The organism is Novosphingobium sp. BW1 (assembly GCF_008107685.1).
Taxonomy (GTDB): domain Bacteria; phylum Pseudomonadota; class Alphaproteobacteria; order Sphingomonadales; family Sphingomonadaceae; genus Novosphingobium.
In genome coordinates this window covers 25,717-41,750 of sequence record NZ_VIRF01000088.1, presented here as the reverse complement: position 1 = coordinate 41,750, position 16,034 = coordinate 25,717, and the positions used below count along the sequence as shown (strand labels likewise).

At 63.9% G+C, this 16,034-nt stretch carries 15 protein-coding genes; 1 reads left to right on the top strand and 14 read right to left on the bottom strand.

The genetic code is table 11. The features are described 5' to 3' along the window. Positions 1–28: 28 nt before the first annotated feature. The 4 genes from FMM79_RS16525 to FMM79_RS22125 form a co-directional block, all read right to left on the bottom strand. The gene (locus tag FMM79_RS16525; RefSeq protein WP_148628544.1) at positions 29–946 is read right to left on the bottom strand and encodes an Hsp33 family molecular chaperone HslO; all 918 of its coding nucleotides are present in this window, start codon (positions 944–946) and stop codon (positions 29–31) included. Then, entirely contained in the window at positions 943–1,869 is a 927-nt protein-coding gene (argF, locus tag FMM79_RS16520; protein ID WP_148628543.1) for an ornithine carbamoyltransferase, read from the bottom strand. Before argF ends, FMM79_RS16525 begins: the two co-directional genes overlap by 4 nt. Beyond that, positions 1,869–3,059, bottom strand: coding sequence for an aspartate aminotransferase family protein (locus FMM79_RS16515; RefSeq protein ID WP_148628542.1), 1,191 nt, complete (start codon positions 3,057–3,059; stop codon positions 1,869–1,871). The genes argF and FMM79_RS16515 overlap by 1 nt, the downstream gene beginning before the upstream one ends. 147 nt (positions 3,060–3,206) lie before the next feature. Beyond that, the gene (locus tag FMM79_RS22125) at positions 3,207–3,965 is read right to left on the bottom strand and encodes a cold-shock protein (RefSeq protein ID WP_148628541.1); all 759 of its coding nucleotides are present in this window, start codon (positions 3,963–3,965) and stop codon (positions 3,207–3,209) included. A 299-nt stretch (positions 3,966–4,264) separates the two neighbouring features. Between FMM79_RS22125 and FMM79_RS16505 the strand changes: the two genes are divergently transcribed. Beyond that, entirely contained in the window at positions 4,265–4,699 is a 435-nt protein-coding gene (locus tag FMM79_RS16505; RefSeq protein ID WP_148628540.1) for a TIGR01244 family sulfur transferase, read from the top strand. 192 nt (positions 4,700–4,891) lie between these two features. Here FMM79_RS16505 and FMM79_RS16500 read toward each other — a convergent pair whose 3' ends face one another. The 10 genes from FMM79_RS16500 to FMM79_RS16455 form a co-directional block, all read right to left on the bottom strand. After that, positions 4,892–5,230 (bottom strand): P-II family nitrogen regulator, encoded by a 339-nt coding sequence (locus FMM79_RS16500; protein ID WP_148628539.1) that lies wholly within the window; start codon positions 5,228–5,230, stop codon positions 4,892–4,894. Positions 5,231–5,434: 204 nt separating this feature from the next. Beyond that, on the bottom strand, positions 5,435–6,754 hold the full coding sequence (locus FMM79_RS16495) for an ammonium transporter (RefSeq protein ID WP_148628538.1): 1,320 nt from the start codon (positions 6,752–6,754) through the stop codon (positions 5,435–5,437). A 14-nt stretch (positions 6,755–6,768) separates the two neighbouring features. Continuing rightward, positions 6,769–7,107, bottom strand: a complete 339-nt coding sequence (locus tag FMM79_RS16490; RefSeq protein ID WP_039389106.1) for a P-II family nitrogen regulator — start codon at positions 7,105–7,107, stop codon at positions 6,769–6,771. Positions 7,108–7,255: 148 nt separating this feature from the next. Then, positions 7,256–7,957, bottom strand: a complete 702-nt coding sequence (locus tag FMM79_RS16485; RefSeq protein ID WP_148628608.1) for an endonuclease/exonuclease/phosphatase family protein — start codon at positions 7,955–7,957, stop codon at positions 7,256–7,258. Between the two features lie 107 nt (positions 7,958–8,064). Then, positions 8,065–9,603, bottom strand: coding sequence for a peptide chain release factor 3 (locus FMM79_RS16480; RefSeq protein WP_148628537.1), 1,539 nt, complete (start codon positions 9,601–9,603; stop codon positions 8,065–8,067). Between the two features lie 95 nt (positions 9,604–9,698). Continuing rightward, complete coding sequence (locus FMM79_RS16475; RefSeq protein WP_148628536.1) at positions 9,699–10,451, bottom strand: SDR family NAD(P)-dependent oxidoreductase; 753 nt, start codon at positions 10,449–10,451, stop codon at positions 9,699–9,701. Between the two features lie 117 nt (positions 10,452–10,568). After that, positions 10,569–11,459 (bottom strand): aldose 1-epimerase family protein, encoded by an 891-nt coding sequence (locus FMM79_RS16470; protein WP_148628535.1) that lies wholly within the window; start codon positions 11,457–11,459, stop codon positions 10,569–10,571. A gap of 37 nt (positions 11,460–11,496) precedes the next feature. Then, a complete protein-coding gene (gene pheT, locus FMM79_RS16465; protein ID WP_148628534.1) occupies positions 11,497–13,908 on the bottom strand; it encodes a phenylalanine--tRNA ligase subunit beta in 2,412 nt (803 codons plus the stop codon). A 23-nt stretch (positions 13,909–13,931) separates the two neighbouring features. Continuing rightward, entirely contained in the window at positions 13,932–15,029 is a 1,098-nt protein-coding gene (pheS, locus tag FMM79_RS16460; protein WP_148628607.1) for a phenylalanine--tRNA ligase subunit alpha, read from the bottom strand. A gap of 89 nt (positions 15,030–15,118) precedes the next feature. Beyond that, positions 15,119–15,967: an AraC family transcriptional regulator gene (locus FMM79_RS16455; RefSeq protein WP_240339273.1), complete on the bottom strand. Its 849-nt coding sequence runs from the start codon at positions 15,965–15,967 to the stop codon at positions 15,119–15,121. Positions 15,968–16,034 lie beyond the last annotated feature (67 nt).

Here is a 16,034-nt window from a genome sequence, read left to right as displayed (position 1 = left end):
CTCTTGCCGTTGGCGCCCCGGCCATCCCCTAAACCGGAATATTCAATACTTTGGAACAGAACGCACAGTCGACCGGGATGGTGCCATCCTCTTCGCGCATGTCGGCGAGCTGATCGTCGGGAAAGCGCGAAAGGATCGTCTTGTAGTGCTCGACCGTGCAGCGGCAGCCCCGCTGGAGCAGGACGAGCGGCTCGACGCGGACCTCATCCTCCTCGTGAAAGAGGCGCCAAAGAAGCTCTTCCAATGTCAGGACAGGATCGAGCAGCTCATCGCGCTGCACACTGCCGGCCATGACCGAAACGTGCTCCCAGTCGGGATGATCTTCCTGGGCATGCAGCCGTGCCTGGCCTTCTTCCCCATCGGGCAGGAACTGCATGAGGAGCCCGCCTGCCATGCAGCGCTCCCCATTCGAACGCACCGAGATGCGAAGGAGCGTGGGCACCTGCTCGGATTGGGCGAAGTACGCCTCGCACGCATCCGCCAACGAAGACCCTTCGAGCGGCACCACGCCCTGGTAGCGCTTCTTCGTAGCCACCAGATCAAAGGTGATCGCAAGATACCCGGTACCGAACAGGGCCGGGAGATCGAGCTGGAGCTCCTCGTCCTGCATGTTGGCGAACTTCTCGGCATCGAAATGCACATAGCCACGCACTTCGCCATCGCGGTAATCGCAGACCATCATGTCGACCAGGCCGCCCTCCGCTTGCGCCTGGATCGTGAGCTGCGCCCCCTCTTCCTTGAGCAGCGAGCCCATGAGCGAGGTCATCACCAGCGCGTCAGCCAGAAGGTGCTTGACCACGGGCGGATAGGCGTGCGCCGAAAGGACGGTTTCGAGTACCGGCCCGAGGCGAACGACACGTCCACGCGCGTGCCGATTGGGCAGCGAAAAGGCAAGGACCCGGTCGAAACCGGTGTCCTCTCGCGGCAGGGTCGGATCTTCGCTCACAGCTTGCCGAGGCTCCACAGCAGGACCGATTTCTGGCCGTAGAGGCGGTTCTCCGCCTCATCCCAGACCGCCGAGGCCGGACCGTCAATAACCGCGTCAGTGACTTCCTCGTTACGGTGCGCAGGAAGGCAATGCAGGAACATTGCCCCCTCGGCCGCGTGGGCCATGAGGCTCTCGTTGACCTGGTAGGGTTCGAGCGCCTTGATGTGCGCTTCGCCACCCTCTTGGCCCATCGAGACCCACGTGTCGGTGACGACAACCTGCGCGCCGCGCGCCGCTTCGAGCGGATCGTGCGTGATGACGATCTCACCGCCCGCTGCACGGGCCCGGTCGACGAAGCCTGCATCAGGTTCGTACCCCTTGGGCACGGCCAGGCGCAACGTGAACTTCATCAGCCCGGCCGCCTCGATCATCGAATGCGAGACGTTGTTGCCGTCACCCAGCCAGGCCATCTGCAGACCAGGCAGCGCAAAGCCATGCTCGACGATAGTAAGAAGGTCGGCGACAATCTGGCAGGGGTGCGAAAGATCGGTCAGGCCATTGATCACGGGAACGTCCGCGTAGTGCGCCAGCTCTTCGATCTTGGCGTGATCATCGGTGCGGATCATGATGGCATCGACCATACGGCTGAGGACCCGCGCGGTATCCGCGATCGTCTCGCCGCGCCCGATCTGGGTGCTGCCCGCTTCCATGATGATCGTGCTGCCGCCCAGCTGGCGCATGGCCATATCAAAGGACACGCGCGTACGCGTGGAGTTCTTCTCGAAGATCATGGCCAGCGTGTGACCTGCAAGCGGTGCATCACTGTCTGCCTGGCCCTTGGGCCAGCCAGCGCGTACCGCCTTGCGCTCGATCGCATCGTTGATCATCGCGGCGATGGTGTCGCCGCCCGCATCGCTAAGGCTCAGGAAATCGCGCGACATCAGACCGTGTCCTCGGGCGTGTAGCTGGCCGCGGCCGCTGAAAGCTTCTCGAGGAATTCATCGATGTGGCTGTCGTCGATCACCAACGGGGGAATGACGCGCATCACCTGGTCACCTGCCGAAACGGCGAGAACCTGATGGTTGTCGCGCATGTGGGCGACGAAGGGCCGCGGCTCGACCTTCATCTTCAGGCCGAGGAAAAGGCCCTTGCCGCGCACACCCTCGAAAAGCTCGGGGTAATTGCCGATGAACTGCTCGAGACGCGCCTTGAGGCGTTCCCCCTTCGCCCGCACGTCGGCAAGGAAGCTATCCTCGCCCACGACGTCGAGTACGGCGCCGATGGCCGCCATCGCGAACGGGTTGCCACCATAGGTCGAGCCGTGTGTGCCGAAGGTCATGCCCCGCGCCGCCTGCTCGGTGGCGAGGCACGCGCCGACGGGGAAGCCGCCACCAATGCCCTTGGCCGTGGCGAGAATGTCCGGCTCGATCCCGTACTGCTCGTAAGCGTAGAAGGTGCCAGTCCGGCCCACACCGCTCTGAACCTCGTCGAGGATCAGCATGAGGTCATGCTTGTCGCACAGCTCACGCAGGCCCTTGAGGAAGGCTTCGTCCGCAACGCGGATGCCGCCCTCGCCCTGGATCGGCTCGACCAGGAAGCCCGCCGTGTTGGGCCCGATCGCGGCGGCGGCGGCCTCAAGGTCGTTGAAATCGATGTACTTGAAGCCGGGCAGCAGGGGCAGGAAGCCCTTGTGCATCTTCTCCTGGCTCGACGCACTGATTGTCGCCATCGTGCGCCCATGAAAGGCGTTGTTGAAGGTGATCAGCTCGAACTTTTCATCGTTCCCCGCCGACTGGTGGTAGACGCGCGCGGTCTTGATCGCGCACTCGACCGCCTCTGCACCCGAATTCGTGAAGAAAACGGTGTCGGCAAAGGTCAGGTCGACCAGGCGCTGTGCGATGGCCTCACCCTGCGGACTGCCATAGAGATTGGAGACGTGCATCAGCGTCTCGGCCTGCTTCTGGATGGTCGAAATCAGACCTTCGTGCGAATGGCCGAGCGCGTTGACGGCAATCCCGCTCGCGAAATCGAGGAATCGGCGACCATCCTCGCTGATGAGATGGCAATGTTCGCCGCGAACGGGCCGAACACCGCACCGGGGATACACAGGCATCAACGGAGTGATCGACATTTCGAAAAATTCCTCGAGTGAAGTTTGAAGGAAGGGGGGGGGAATCAAACGCAAACGACAAATGGCGGCCCTTGCAGGACCGCCATTTGCGCGCTTCTAGGCTTTTGCAGCCCCCCGGTCAAATAACCGGGGACCTACCCGCCGGGATCAACCCTGGAGCGGCGTCAGGTTGACCGCCGAGTACTTGCCTCGTCGATCGACCTCGATGTCGAATTCCAAACGGTCGCCCTCATTGAGGCCGGTCATGCCGGAACGTTCCACGGCACTGATGTGCACGAAGGCATCCTGCTGACCATCATCGCGGGTAATGAAGCCGAAGCCCTTCATCGAGTTGAAGAACTTGACCGTCCCCGTAGCTTTTTCGCCCGTCAGCTGACGCTGGGGCGCAGCATCGCGCTTCTGGACCGGGATCACGTCGCCCACGACCGAGAGATCGCTGGCCGAGACCTTGCCGCCACGATCGACGAGCTGGAACTCAAGCTGCTGGCCTTCGGCGAGACCTTCAAGGCCTGCACGCTCCACCGCGCTGATGTGTACGAAGACATCGTCCCCGCCTTCATCGCGCTGGATGAAGCCAAAACCCTTCGAGGCGTTGAAGAACTTGACGACGCCGCGGCCCTGGCCGACGACCTGTGCGGGCATGCCGCCACCACGGCCACCACCGCCGCCGCCACGCGGTGCGCCGCCGCCGAAGCCGCCACCGCCGCTGCGCGCGCCACCGCGGTCATCGAAACCGCCGCCGCCACCGCCGAAGCGATCACCACCGCCTCCAAAGCGGTCGCCCCCGCCGAAACGGTCACCACCGCCGAAACGGTCCTGTCCGGCAAAGAAGGGATCAAATTCGTCCTCTCCGAACCGATCCCGCTTGTCGCGTCCCCTTCCGCGACGACCTCTATCAAAACCCATGTTTACGAACGTACCTTCGATGCGTCCTAGTAAGCAGTCACCCGTACACGTGGACGAACCGTGCCGAGAGTCAGCCAGAGTTACCTGCGATTTCCGCAATCGCTCTGCTGCGATTTAGGATTCATACACGAGTCTTGGCCCGATAGCGAACGGAATTACACGCCAATTCGGTCCGGCACCGACAGTCTGAGCCGTTTGAGCGCGAAATTGGGGCTTGCCAGAAGCCCTGACTCACGTTTGATGGGCGAATCATTTCCGCGTCTTACGAGGCGCAAAACGCCGGCCGGAGGCTCGAATCCATGTTCGCCAAAATTACCGATTCCATGTACGCCAGCCCGCAGATCGACGCGTCCGCGATTGCCGAGGCAAAGGCATTGGGCATCACGCTGATTGTCAACAACCGCCCCGAAGGCGAAAGCGACGACCAGACGCCCGGCAGCGAGATCGAAGCGGCAGCGAAGGAAGCGGGCATCGCCTACACGGCCATTCCGATCACCCACGGTGGTTTCAGCGAAGGCCAGGTCGATGCCATGATCGCCGCACTTGAAAGCAGCGAAGGCCCGGCCCTGGGCTACTGCCGCTCGGGCACTCGCTCGACCCTCCTGTGGTCGCTCGCCCGTGCAAAGTCGGGTGACAATCCTGGCGTCATCGCCGCACAGGCCGCCGCAGCAGGCTATGACATCTCGCCAATCCGCCAGATCGTCGACGTGCTGGCAGCCAGCGCGAAAGGCTGACGGAGTTCGTCCAGGGATTCTCAGAAAGCAACTTCAAGGGGCGATCGCTCCTTGCCCCCTAGAATCGACTCCCTCGCCTCCTGACACCGAGGGAGCGCTCGGACGGTGGCTAGACAGTTCGGAGAGCCTGAGGGCTGTGGCACTCGGGCATCATCCTTGTGACTGTCCGCCTTCCTGAAACCTGACGGCAGCTCAGAGCGCGAGATCGCCCTGCTCGCCCGTGCGCACACGCAGCACTTCGGCGAGGTCGAACACAAAGACCTTGCCGTCGCCGATCTCACCCGTGCTCGCCGCCTCCCGCAAGACGCCGATAACCGTGTCGGCAAACGCATCCGACACCGCAATCTCCAGCTTGACCTTGGGCAGCATGTTCGAGGTGTACTCGGCCCCGCGGTAGACTTCCGTCTGCCCCTTCTGACGCCCGACCCCGCTCACCTCGGAAACCGTGAGACCGGACACCCCGGCCTTGTCGAGCGCGGCTTTCACTTCAGTGAACTTGAGCGGTTTGATCACGGCGGTCACGAATTTCATGGCAGTTCCCCATCCTGCTTGGCCTTGGCCCGATCAGGGCAGCTTAGGGACTGCACAACATGCGTCAATCCACGCTGAATTCTCGGAAAACCAGATGAAAAAAGGGCCGGCGCATACGCGTCCGGCCCGGAAAGGTTGTGTTCGCAGGAGGAACATAGTGAGGCTGCGGCGACGGCCTGCGCCGCCGCAGCCAATTCGGTAAGATCAGTTGTAGGCGCGCTCGCCGTGCTCGCCGATGTCGAGACCTTCGTGCTCCACCTCTTCGCTGACGCGCAGGCCGGTGACCAGCTTGGCGACGAAGATGGCGATAACGGTGCCCACACCCGCCCAGACGAGCGAGATCAGGACAGCTTCGATCTGGATGATGACCTGGGCCATCATCGCAGTCGAACCGTCACCGGGGCCACCCAGGCTCGGCTGGTAGACGAAGCCGGTACCGATGGCGCCGATGATGCCGCCCACGCCGTGGATGCCGAAAGCGTCGAGCGAGTCGTCGTAGCCAAGCGCCGGCTTCACCTTCGAGACCATGAAGAAGCAGATAATCGAGGCAATCGCGCCCAGCACAATGGCACCGAACGGGCCCGAGTTCCCGGCTGCCGGGGTCACCGCAACAAGACCCGCGATGATACCCGAGCAGAAGCCCAGGGCCGAACCCTTGTGCCCGGCCAGACGCTCGGCAAGCATCCAGAACAGGCCCGCCGATGCGGTTGCAACGAAAGTATTGATCATGGCAAGGCCTGCGGTGCCATCAGCTTCGAGCTCGGAACCAGCGTTAAAGCCGAACCAGCCCACCCACAGAAGGCCAGTGCCGACCATGGTCAGCGTCAGCGAGTGCGGGGGCATCGGTTCGCTGGGATAGCCCTTGCGCTTGCCCAGAATGATGCACGCAACAAGCGCCGAGACGCCTGCGTTGATGTGGACCACGGTACCGCCCGCAAAGTCGAGTGCGCCCCTGTCGAACAGCAGTCCGCCATCCCACCAGACCATGTGCGCGATCGGGAAGTAGACGATCGTCAGCCACACGGCCACAAAGACCATGGCCGCCGAGAACTTCATGCGCTCAACGGTCGCACCGAATACCAGCGCGGCGGTGATCGCTGCGAAGGTCATCTGGAAGCTGATGAAGACGTATTCGCTGATGACCTCGTCCGAGAACGTGGCCGCAGTGCTGTCGGGCGTGGTCGCCGACAGGAACAGGTTGCCCCAGCTGAAGAAGGCGTTGCCTTCCGGACCGAACGCGGTCGAGTAGCCGTAGATCACCCAGATGAGCATCGCGAGCGCGGCCGCGGCACCAACCTGGGTCATGGTCGAGAGCATGTTCTTGGAACGGGTAAGGCCGCCGTAGAACAGGGCCAGGCCCGGCAGGATCATGAGCAGGACGAGGACCGTCGAGGTCATCATCCAGGCGTTGTTGCCGGGATTGGGCACAGGCGCTGCCACGGCAGCTTCCTGCGCGAAGGCGGGCATAGCAGCGAACAGCGACGCGGTAAGAGCGCCTGCGCCGCCGAGAATCGTGCGGTTCATGTTGGTTAGCCTCCTCAAAGCGCCGTATCGCCGGCCTCGCCGGTGCGGATGCGCACGGCGGACGCGAGGTCGAGAACGAAGATCTTTCCGTCACCGATGGCCTCGGTACTGGCGACCTGCTGGATGGTTTCGACGATCTTGGGCGCCAGTTCGTCCGGCGCGGCCACTTCGATCTTCACCTTCGGCAGCATGTTGGTGGAGTATTCGGCCCCACGGTAGATTTCGGTCTGCCCCTTCTGGCGCCCGAACCCCTTCACTTCGGAAACGGTCATGCCCGCGACCCCGATCGCGCCAAGCGCTTCCCGAACTTCGTCGAGTTTGAAGGGCTTGATGATGGCTATGATGAACTTCATGCCTGTCCCCTGTTTGCTACCGGCCCCACGCCGGCTAAAAACAGATCAGCAAGTTCTATGCCAAATCACCTATTCGGAGATTTACGCCGCTTAACGCACCGGCAACGCTATTTTCGACTGGCGCAAAGCCCGATTCCTGTGCAGCTGCCTAAATTTTAGGCAAGTCAAGCGCAGCAAATACAGGCAGATGGTCAGATCCTATCGCGGTAAGCGCACTGCGATGGACATTTGTTCCACGAAGTTCCCACCCTTCGGATATAATGATGCGATCCAACTGAGCTATCGGCCTGCGGGAGGGAAAACTCCGGCCAGGTGCCAACACCCGCCAATCATGACCGAACTCGCGAAAACAGCCCTTCTGCGACCACTCGTTGAAATCTCCGAGCAATACAGTTGGACATTTCTCGCGGCACTGCGCGATGTGATGGAGTACGCGGCGCACCTGCTGGCGCCGGCGCAACCCCGAAAGATCAAGGTGCATGCCGACCACGCGCACCCTGCGCCCTTCCACCGCAAGATCGGCGCGCACTGCGCCGCGCGGCTCCAGCACGGGCAAGTCGACCGGCGCGGCCTCCAGCAGTTCGATCCCCTTGCGCACCAACAGCGCATTGCCGTGCCAGCCCAGGCTGTCGGGCTTCATCGAAAGCGGAACCGGCGTATAGTCGGTCGCGGCGTGAATGGCATCGAGCGGAAGCGCGGCCATGCGCCGCCCGAAACGGCGGTCCACCTCTTGCAGCGCGACAATGTCAGCATCGACTTCCAGCAAAATTCGCAGGATCCGCTCGTGGTCGCGCCGACGGTCGAGACCGACAGCCTTGTGGATGTTATAGCTGGCAAACGTGAGCGGCACGAAGGCTCCCTTCCCGGCATCAGACAGGCCTTGGCAAGCCAGGAACAGCACGCCCGCTTGCAAGACCTCTCTTTAAGCAAGCCTCGGGAAGGGCTTGAGTTCCGCCCTCAGCGCTCCTTGGTCGCGCTGAAGGTCAACTCCGGGTTGCGCTCCTGCTGGTAGTTCACGTCCCAGGCCGAGCGCGCCATGAAAACAAGGTCCCCGTCGCGGTCACGCGCCAGGTTCATCTTGTTGAAGCTCTCGAACTCGTCGAGCGCCTTGTCGGAGCCCTTGATCCAGCGCGCGGTGTCGAAGGGCGAGGCCTCGAGCATGGCCTCGACCTTGTATTCTGCCTCAAGGCGCGAGATCAGCACTTCGAGCTGGAGCTGGCCCACAACGCCCACGATCCACTGCGCGCCGATCTCGGGGTAGAACACCTGGATCACGCCTTCTTCGGAAAGATCGTCGAGCGCCTTTCGCAGCTGCTTTGTCTTGGTCGGATCCTTGAGCGCCACGCGGCGCAGGATCTCCGGGGCGAAATTGGGCAGGCCGATGTAGCGGATCTTGTTCTTCTCGCTCAGCGTGTCCCCCACGCGCAGGGTACCGTGGTTGGGAATGCCGATAATGTCGCCCGGCTCGGCGGTGTCGGCGATCTCGCGGTCCTGCGCGAAGAACATGATCGGCGAGTGCACGGCGATGGCCTTGCCCAGCCCGGACGGCGTCAGCTTCATGCCCCGCTTGAAAGTGCCCGAGGCAAGACGCATAAACGCAATGCGGTCACGGTGCATTGGGTCCATGTTGGCCTGGACCTTGAAAATGAAGCCGGTGACTTCCGGTGTCTCGGGATCGACGGGGCCTTCCTCGCTCGGCTGGGGACGCGGCGGCGGGGCGTACTGCGAAATGGCTTCGATCAACTCGGTAACGCCAAAGTTCTTGAGCGCGGAACCGAAGTAGACCGGGGTCAGGTCGCCCGCGCGGTACGCCTCAAGATCGAAATCGGGATAGCCGACCTGGGCCAACTCCATTTCCTCGGCGACCTCTTCGGGTAGTTCGACATTCTCGTCGATCTTGCCCAGGAACTCCTTGCTGGGGCCTTCGGGGCGGCTGACCTTGCCGCTCTCGATGTCGTAGATGCCCTGGAACAGGCCACCCATGCCGACCGGCCAGGACATCGGGCACACATCGAGCGCGAGCATGTCAGCCACTTCGTCGAGCAGGTCGAAGCAGGCCCGGCCTTCGCGGTCGACCTTGTTGATGAAGGTGATGATCGGCACCGAACGCAGGCGGCACACCTCGAACAGCTTGCGGGTCTGGGGCTCGATGCCCTTGGCCGCGTCGATCACCATGATCGCCGAATCGACGGCGGTCAGCGTGCGGTAAGTGTCTTCCGAGAAGTCCTCGTGGCCCGGGGTGTCGAGCAGGTTGAAGGTCACCGTCCCGCCATTCGCGTCGGTGCGCTCGAAAGTCATCACCGAGCTCGTCACCGAGATGCCGCGCTGCTGCTCGATCTTCATCCAGTCCGAACGCGCCCGGCGCGCTGCGCCGCGCGCCTTGACCTGGCCTGCAAGGTGGATCGCGCCGCCTTGCAGCAGCAGCTTTTCGGTCAGCGTGGTCTTACCCGCGTCGGGGTGCGAGATAATCGCGAAGGTGCGGCGTGAATTGCTCATGGGCGGGCCTTTACGCGCCCTGTTCGGGTATCGCAACGCCGGGACAGCCAAGAAAGCGGGCGAGAGGCTCCCGCCCGCTCAAAAGCTGGGGCGGATCAGCCCTCTTCCCGCGCGACCTTGAAGCCCGCGAAGGACTGACTGACGGGCATCAGTTCGAGCGTGTTGATGTTGAGGTGCGCAGGCAGGCTCGCGACCCACAGGATCGTCTCGGCAATGTCCGCGCCCGTCATCGGGTTCGCGCCCTGGTAGAGATCGTCCGAGGCCTGCTGGTTGCCGCCGGTCCGTACGACGGTGAACTCAGTCTCCACCATGCCCGGCTCGATCGAGGTGACGCGAACGCCCGTGCCTGCAAGGTCCGAGCGCAGGCCCAGCGAGAACTGGCGCACGAAAGCCTTGGTCCCGCCGTAGACGTTGCCCCCGGTGTAGGGATAGGTCGCCGCAACCGAGGCCAGGTTCACGATCACTCCCTTGCGCGCGATCAACATCGGCAGAAGCTTGTGGGTGAGCGAGACCAGCGCGGTGACGTTGGTGTCGATCATGGTCTTCCACTGCGCGAGGTCGCTCTCCTGCGCCGGGCTGGTACCCAGCGCGAGACCGGCGTTATTCACGAGGCAATCGATCTGGCCGAAATCGGCGGGCAGCAGCGCCAGCGCCTCGTCGCGCGCGGCCTCATCGCAGACATCGAAGGCACAGGCATGGACGTTGTCTGCGCCCAGTTCCTTGACCAGATCGGCCAGACGGTCGGCGCGGCGGCCCGTCGCCACCACGCGCCACCCCGCCTTGACCAGCGCCCGCGCCGTGTCCGCGCCAATCCCCGAGGTTGCTCCGGTAACGAGGGCAGTCTTCATGGGGATCTCCTTGGGACGTATGGGGCGCTAAAATTCGTCAGGCGGCCCGCCAATTCAAGAGGCCGTGCCCCCCAAGTACCTCATCGCGCGCGGAAAAGCACTCCCGCGCGCAACGCATCAGCCCGCGTCGAGAACCGCGATGTGCAATTCGAAGAACCGCGTCTGACCCGCCGGCACCGAGACCACGCCCGGTTTCTCGCGAAAATCGCCTTCAAAGCCGACCGGGTCGGCAATCCCCTGCCAGGGTTCGATGCACAGGAAGTCCGCGCCGGGCTTCTGCCAGATGCCGAGCATGGGGAGTGCTGGGCTCTTGATCGCAATGCGCGGGCCGTTGGTCGGACCGAACTTGACCACGCGGCTGTTGAGCTTGTCCCAGATCAGTGCGTCGGCCTCGAACAATTCGGCGCGCGGCACGAAGGAATTGCCCTTGATCGGCGAGTGCTTGCGGTCTGCGAGCAGCAGGCCGGTGTCGGGATCGAGACGGCGGATGCGGTGCGGCTCGTCCTCGGAGAAGACGATCTTGTGGTCTTCCTTGGCGCCCGCGCCAGGGAGCGGCCAGGCGAACGCCGGGTGGAAACCGATGCTGAAAGGCATCGGCACCTCGCCGCAGTTCTGCACACCCGCACCAATCACCAGCTTCTTTTCGATGAGCCGGAAGTTGACGTTGAGCTTGAACTCGAAGGGGTAGACCGCGCGGGTCGCCTCGCTCGCCCCGAGGCTGAACATCACGCGTTCCTCCTCGGCGATCAGCACCTCGAATTCGCTGTGCCGGGCAAAGCCGTGGCGCGGCAATTCGTATTCGGTGCCGTTCAGGCGATAGCGCCCGTTGTTGAGCCCCCCGACAATCGGGAACAGGATCGGCGCGTGGCCGCCCCAGAATTCCGGATTGCCGTCGGTCATGAACTCACGGCCCTCGCCATCGACGAGGGACCAGAGCTCGGCTCCCAGCGGGTTGATCCGGGCCGTCAGGTCCCCGGAGCGGATAGTGACCAGTTCGCTGTCCGACACGCGTGCGTCTCCTGTCCGTTCGTTGCCTCGCCGCGCGTCAGCCGCGCAGCGTGGCTCCGAGCTTGGCGGCGGCCTGCGTCAACTTCTCGCTGATCGCCTTGAGATCGGCCTCCTTGTAGCTCTTTTCAAGCGGCTGGAGCGTGACTTCAAGAGCGAGCGACTTCTGGCCTTCGGGCACGCCCTGGCCGCGGAAATCGTCGAACAGGCGGGCAGCAACGATGTTCGCTTTGTCTGCGCCCTGCACCATGCGCACCAAGTCGGCGGCGGGAAGCTCGGCGGGGACAAGGAAAGCGAAGTCGCGCGTCACCGACTGAAGCGCGGGCGGGGTGTAGGAGGTGCGGGTAAAGCTTGCCGCGCCCTTCTTGCCCGGGATCGCATCGAGGAAGATCTCGACGAGAACCACGCTACCCGCGATATCGAATTGCTTGGCAAGGGCCGGATGCAGCATGCCAAAGCGCGCGAGCACGTTTTTGGGCCCCAGGCGCAGGGTTGCCGACTGGCCGGGGTGGAACTGAGGGCCTGCCTGGCCCATGATCTGCAGCTTCTCGGCCGGAGCGCCCGCTTCGGCGAGCAGCGCCATGGCTTCGGCCTTGGCGTCGTAAGCGTCGAAGGCGACGGCCTTCCCGGTGGCCCAGCCACGCGGGGTCTTGTCGCCCGCAAGCACGACGCCCAGCGTCATCTTCTCATCGCTCGCCCCGCCCTTGCCGCGCAGGTACCGGCGGCCCAGCTCGAACAGGCGCAGCGAGGAAGATCCACGATCCAGATTGCGCTTGACAGCCGAGATGAGGCCGGGCAGCAGCGAGGGGCGCATGGCCTTGAGATCTTCGCTGATCGGGTTGGCCAGCACCCACAGCTGCGCCTCGCCCGCAAAGGCCTCGGCTTCTGCCTGCGGCAGGAACGACCAGGTCACCGCCTCGTTGAGACCGCGCGCAGCCGCAGCGCGGCGCACCCGGCGCTCCAGCTGCTGCGCCGGGGTCGCGGTGGGAAGGGCAACGCCATCGGCGCGCGGCAGGGCCACGCTCTCGATGTTATCAAGGCCGAAGATGCGCACGACTTCCTCGACGATGTCGGGGGCACCATCGACGTCCGGGCGCCAGCCCGGCACGGTAACGGCCCAGCCCTTGTCGTGTCCCGACTCTTCGGCAACGATCGAAAACCCGAGACTTTCCAGGATCGCCTGCTGCTGCTCGGGCGCGATGACCACACCGCCGAGATCAGCAGTGAGCGCCGGGTCGAAGTGGATAATCTTGGGGGTTGCGGGCGCAGCGCCCACGCGTACGACCTCGGAAACCTCGCCGCCACACAGCGACTGGATCAGCTGGGTCAGGATATGGAGGCCGGTGTCGAGGAAGGCCGGATCGATGCCACGCTCGAAGCGCGCACGTGCGTCCGAGGTCAGGTTGAGCGCACGGCCCGTAAGCGCGATGCGCTGCGGATCGAAGTAGGCGATCTCGAGGAGAACGTCAGTGGTCGCCTCCTCGCAGCCCGAGTGCGCGCCGCCCATGATGCCCGCAATATCGTGCACACCGGCTTCGTCGGCGATCACGGTCATGCTGGAATCGAGGGTGTATTCCTTCTCGTTCAGCGCGGTGGCCTTCTCGCCCTCGGCGGCGCGGCGCGCGGTGACCACCCCGGTCAGCCTCGCGAGGTCATAGGCGTGGGCCGGGCGGCCATAGGCCAGCATCACGAAATTGGTGGCATCAACGAGCGCGGAGATCGGGCGCTGACCCGCGGCCTTGAGACAGTCCTGCAGCCACTGCGGCGAAGGGCCGTTCTTGACGCCCTTGATGACGCGGCCAAGATATGCCGGGCAACCCTCGGCGTCCTCGATGCGAATCTCGACAGGGCAAGGAAAGGTGCCAGCCACTTCGTCGGCCTCGATGGCCTTGAGCGTCCCGAGACCGGCTGCGGCGAGGTCGCGCGCGATGCCGTAGACACCCATGCAGTCGGGACGGTTGGGCGTGATCGAGACGTCGATGACCGGATCGGCGCCGTGGTACTCGGCAAAGGCCATGCCCACCGGCGCATCCTCGGGAAGCTCGATGATGCCTTCATGCGCATCGCCCAGTTCCAGCTCGCGCACCGAGCACATCATGCCGTTCGATTCGACGCCGCGGATGGCCGACTTCTTTAGCACCATGCCATTGGCCGGTACGCTGGCGCCGGGAAGGCCGAGCACGCCCAGCATCCCTGCGCGCGCATTGGGCGCGCCGCACACGACCTGCAGCGGATCCCCTTCGCCCGTGTCGACCGAGAGGACCTGCAGCTTGTCCGCATCCGGGTGCTTGGCCGCGGTCAGGACCTTGGCAACGCGGAAGCCGGCAAGCTTCTCGGCCGGATCCTCGATGCCCTCGACCTCAATGCCGATGCGGTTGAGGGTGGCGGCGACATCCTCGATGCCGGCGTCGGTCTCAAGGTACTGCTTGAGCCAGGAAAGCGAGAATTTCATCGTATCTAGTCCTCTTTTTCCGCTCAGGCCGGGGTGCCGACGCCACCCGAGAGGGTCGGCACGTCCATGGCGGAAAAACCGTAATGCGAAAGCCAGCGCACATCGCCATCGAAGAAGGCCCGCAGGTCATCCATGCCGTACTTGAGCATGGCGAGGCGGTCGACGCCGGTGCCAAAGGCAAAGCCCTGCCATTCGTCGGGGTCGAGCCCGGCCGCTTCGATGACGCGGCGATTGACCATACCCGAGCCGAGCACTTCCATCCAGGCGTGGCCCGGCGCATCGCCCGAGCCACCAACCACGCGGCGTCCGTTCTCCTGGCTGTAGCCCACGTCCACTTCCACCGAAGGTTCGGTGAAGGGGAAGTAGCTGGGGCGAAGGCGCAGGACGATGTCGTCACGCTCGAAGTAGGCCTTGAGGAAGGTCTCCAGCGTCCACTTGAGATGACCAAGGTGAATGCCCTTGTCGATGACCAGACCTTCAACCTGATGGAACATCGGCGTGTGTGTTGCGTCGCTGTCCGAGCGGTAGACGCGGCCCGGCGCGATAATACGGATCGGCGCGCCATTCTCGATCATCGAGCGGATCTGCACGGGCGAGGTGTGCGTGCGCAGCAGCATCTCGCGGCCCTTCTCGTCCCGGTCGGGGAAGTAGAAAGTATCGTGCATCGCGCGCGCGGGGTGCGTCTCGGGCATATTGAGCGCGGTGAAGTTGTGCCAGTCGTCCTCGATCTCGGGACCAGTCGCGACGGCAAAGCCCAGGTCTGCGAAGACTTCGGCCAGTTCGTCCATGACCTGCGAGATCGGGTGGACGGACCCACGCGGGGTTTCGGGCGCGGGAAGCGAGAGGTCGATCGTCTCGGCGGCGAGGCGCGCTTCAAGCGCGGCGCTCTCGAGTGCGTCCTTGCGCGTGGCGATGGCAGCCGTCACGCTCTCGCGCAGGGCGTGAATCTTGGGGCCCTCTTCCTTGCGCTCGTCCGGGGTCATCTTGCCCAGGGTCTTAAGCAGGCCCGAGATCGAGCCCTGCTTTCCCAGGAACTCGACGCGCAGGGCTTCCAGCGTATCGAGATCCCCGGCCCCTTCGATGCGCGAAAGGGCGTCCTGGCCTGTTGCTGCGTAGTCCACGTCGAGTTCTGCCTGTTCTTTGGTCAATGTCCTGAGCGGGGTCCTTTAGGAGCCTCTCCGGCGAAGCGCAACGATGGAGCGCCCGCCGATCAGGCGACCAGCGAACGCGTGGCGCCGCGTGGGCCGACTTGCTCCACCATGTAGCGCGCCCGCTCCTTGAGCACGGCATCGACGAAAGGCTTGGAACGATGGCTGTATTCGGAAGGCGTCATGCCCATGAACTCGCGAAAGTCGCGCACGAACTGGGCTTGGTCGCAGTAGCCCGGATCGAGCGCCTCGATCCATTTTAGCGAAGGGTCGGCAGCAAAATGCGCAAGACTGCGCAGGAAGCGCTGGCGGCGCAGCAGGAGCTTGGGCGGAAAACCGAAGGCGCGCTGGCACAGCCGCTCCAACGTGCGGCGCGCGACACCGGCCCGTTCGGCAAGGTCCTCCACGCTGCACACCTCAGGATCCAGGATCGCCTCGTAAGCCGCTGCAATGGTGCTTGCGGCCGGGTCGTCGATCGGCTCCAGCCCCATGAAGAATTCAGTGATCCGGCACAGTTCGCCCTTCGGATCGAACGCATCCGATGCGAGCCTGTCGGCCAGGGGACGAAACCGTTCGAAGGCAGGATCGGCCATCCCGTCCACAAGGCGGTTGGCGTAATCGCGCGCAGGCTTGCCCACGAGCAGCGCCCAGCCTAGCGGGTGGATCAAGACACCCCATTGCCGCACGCTGCCGGTCCGCACATAGGCTTCCTGAGAACGCGCGCCGGACACCACGAAGCGCGAACCGGGCAGCGCCTCACCCGAACGGGTGGTGCCCCCTACGACCCCTTGCGCATTGAAACGCATGGTCGCCCAATCCGGGAACATAAAGTCTTCGACCATCCCACCATCGGAAACGTCGATCTCGATCAGGAATACGCTCGCAAAGTAGCGATGCAGTTCCGGAACCACATCCAAGTAATTAGCCGTAACTTTACAGCGAGCTGTCATGCCCGACCCATAGCCGAGAAAGTTCCGA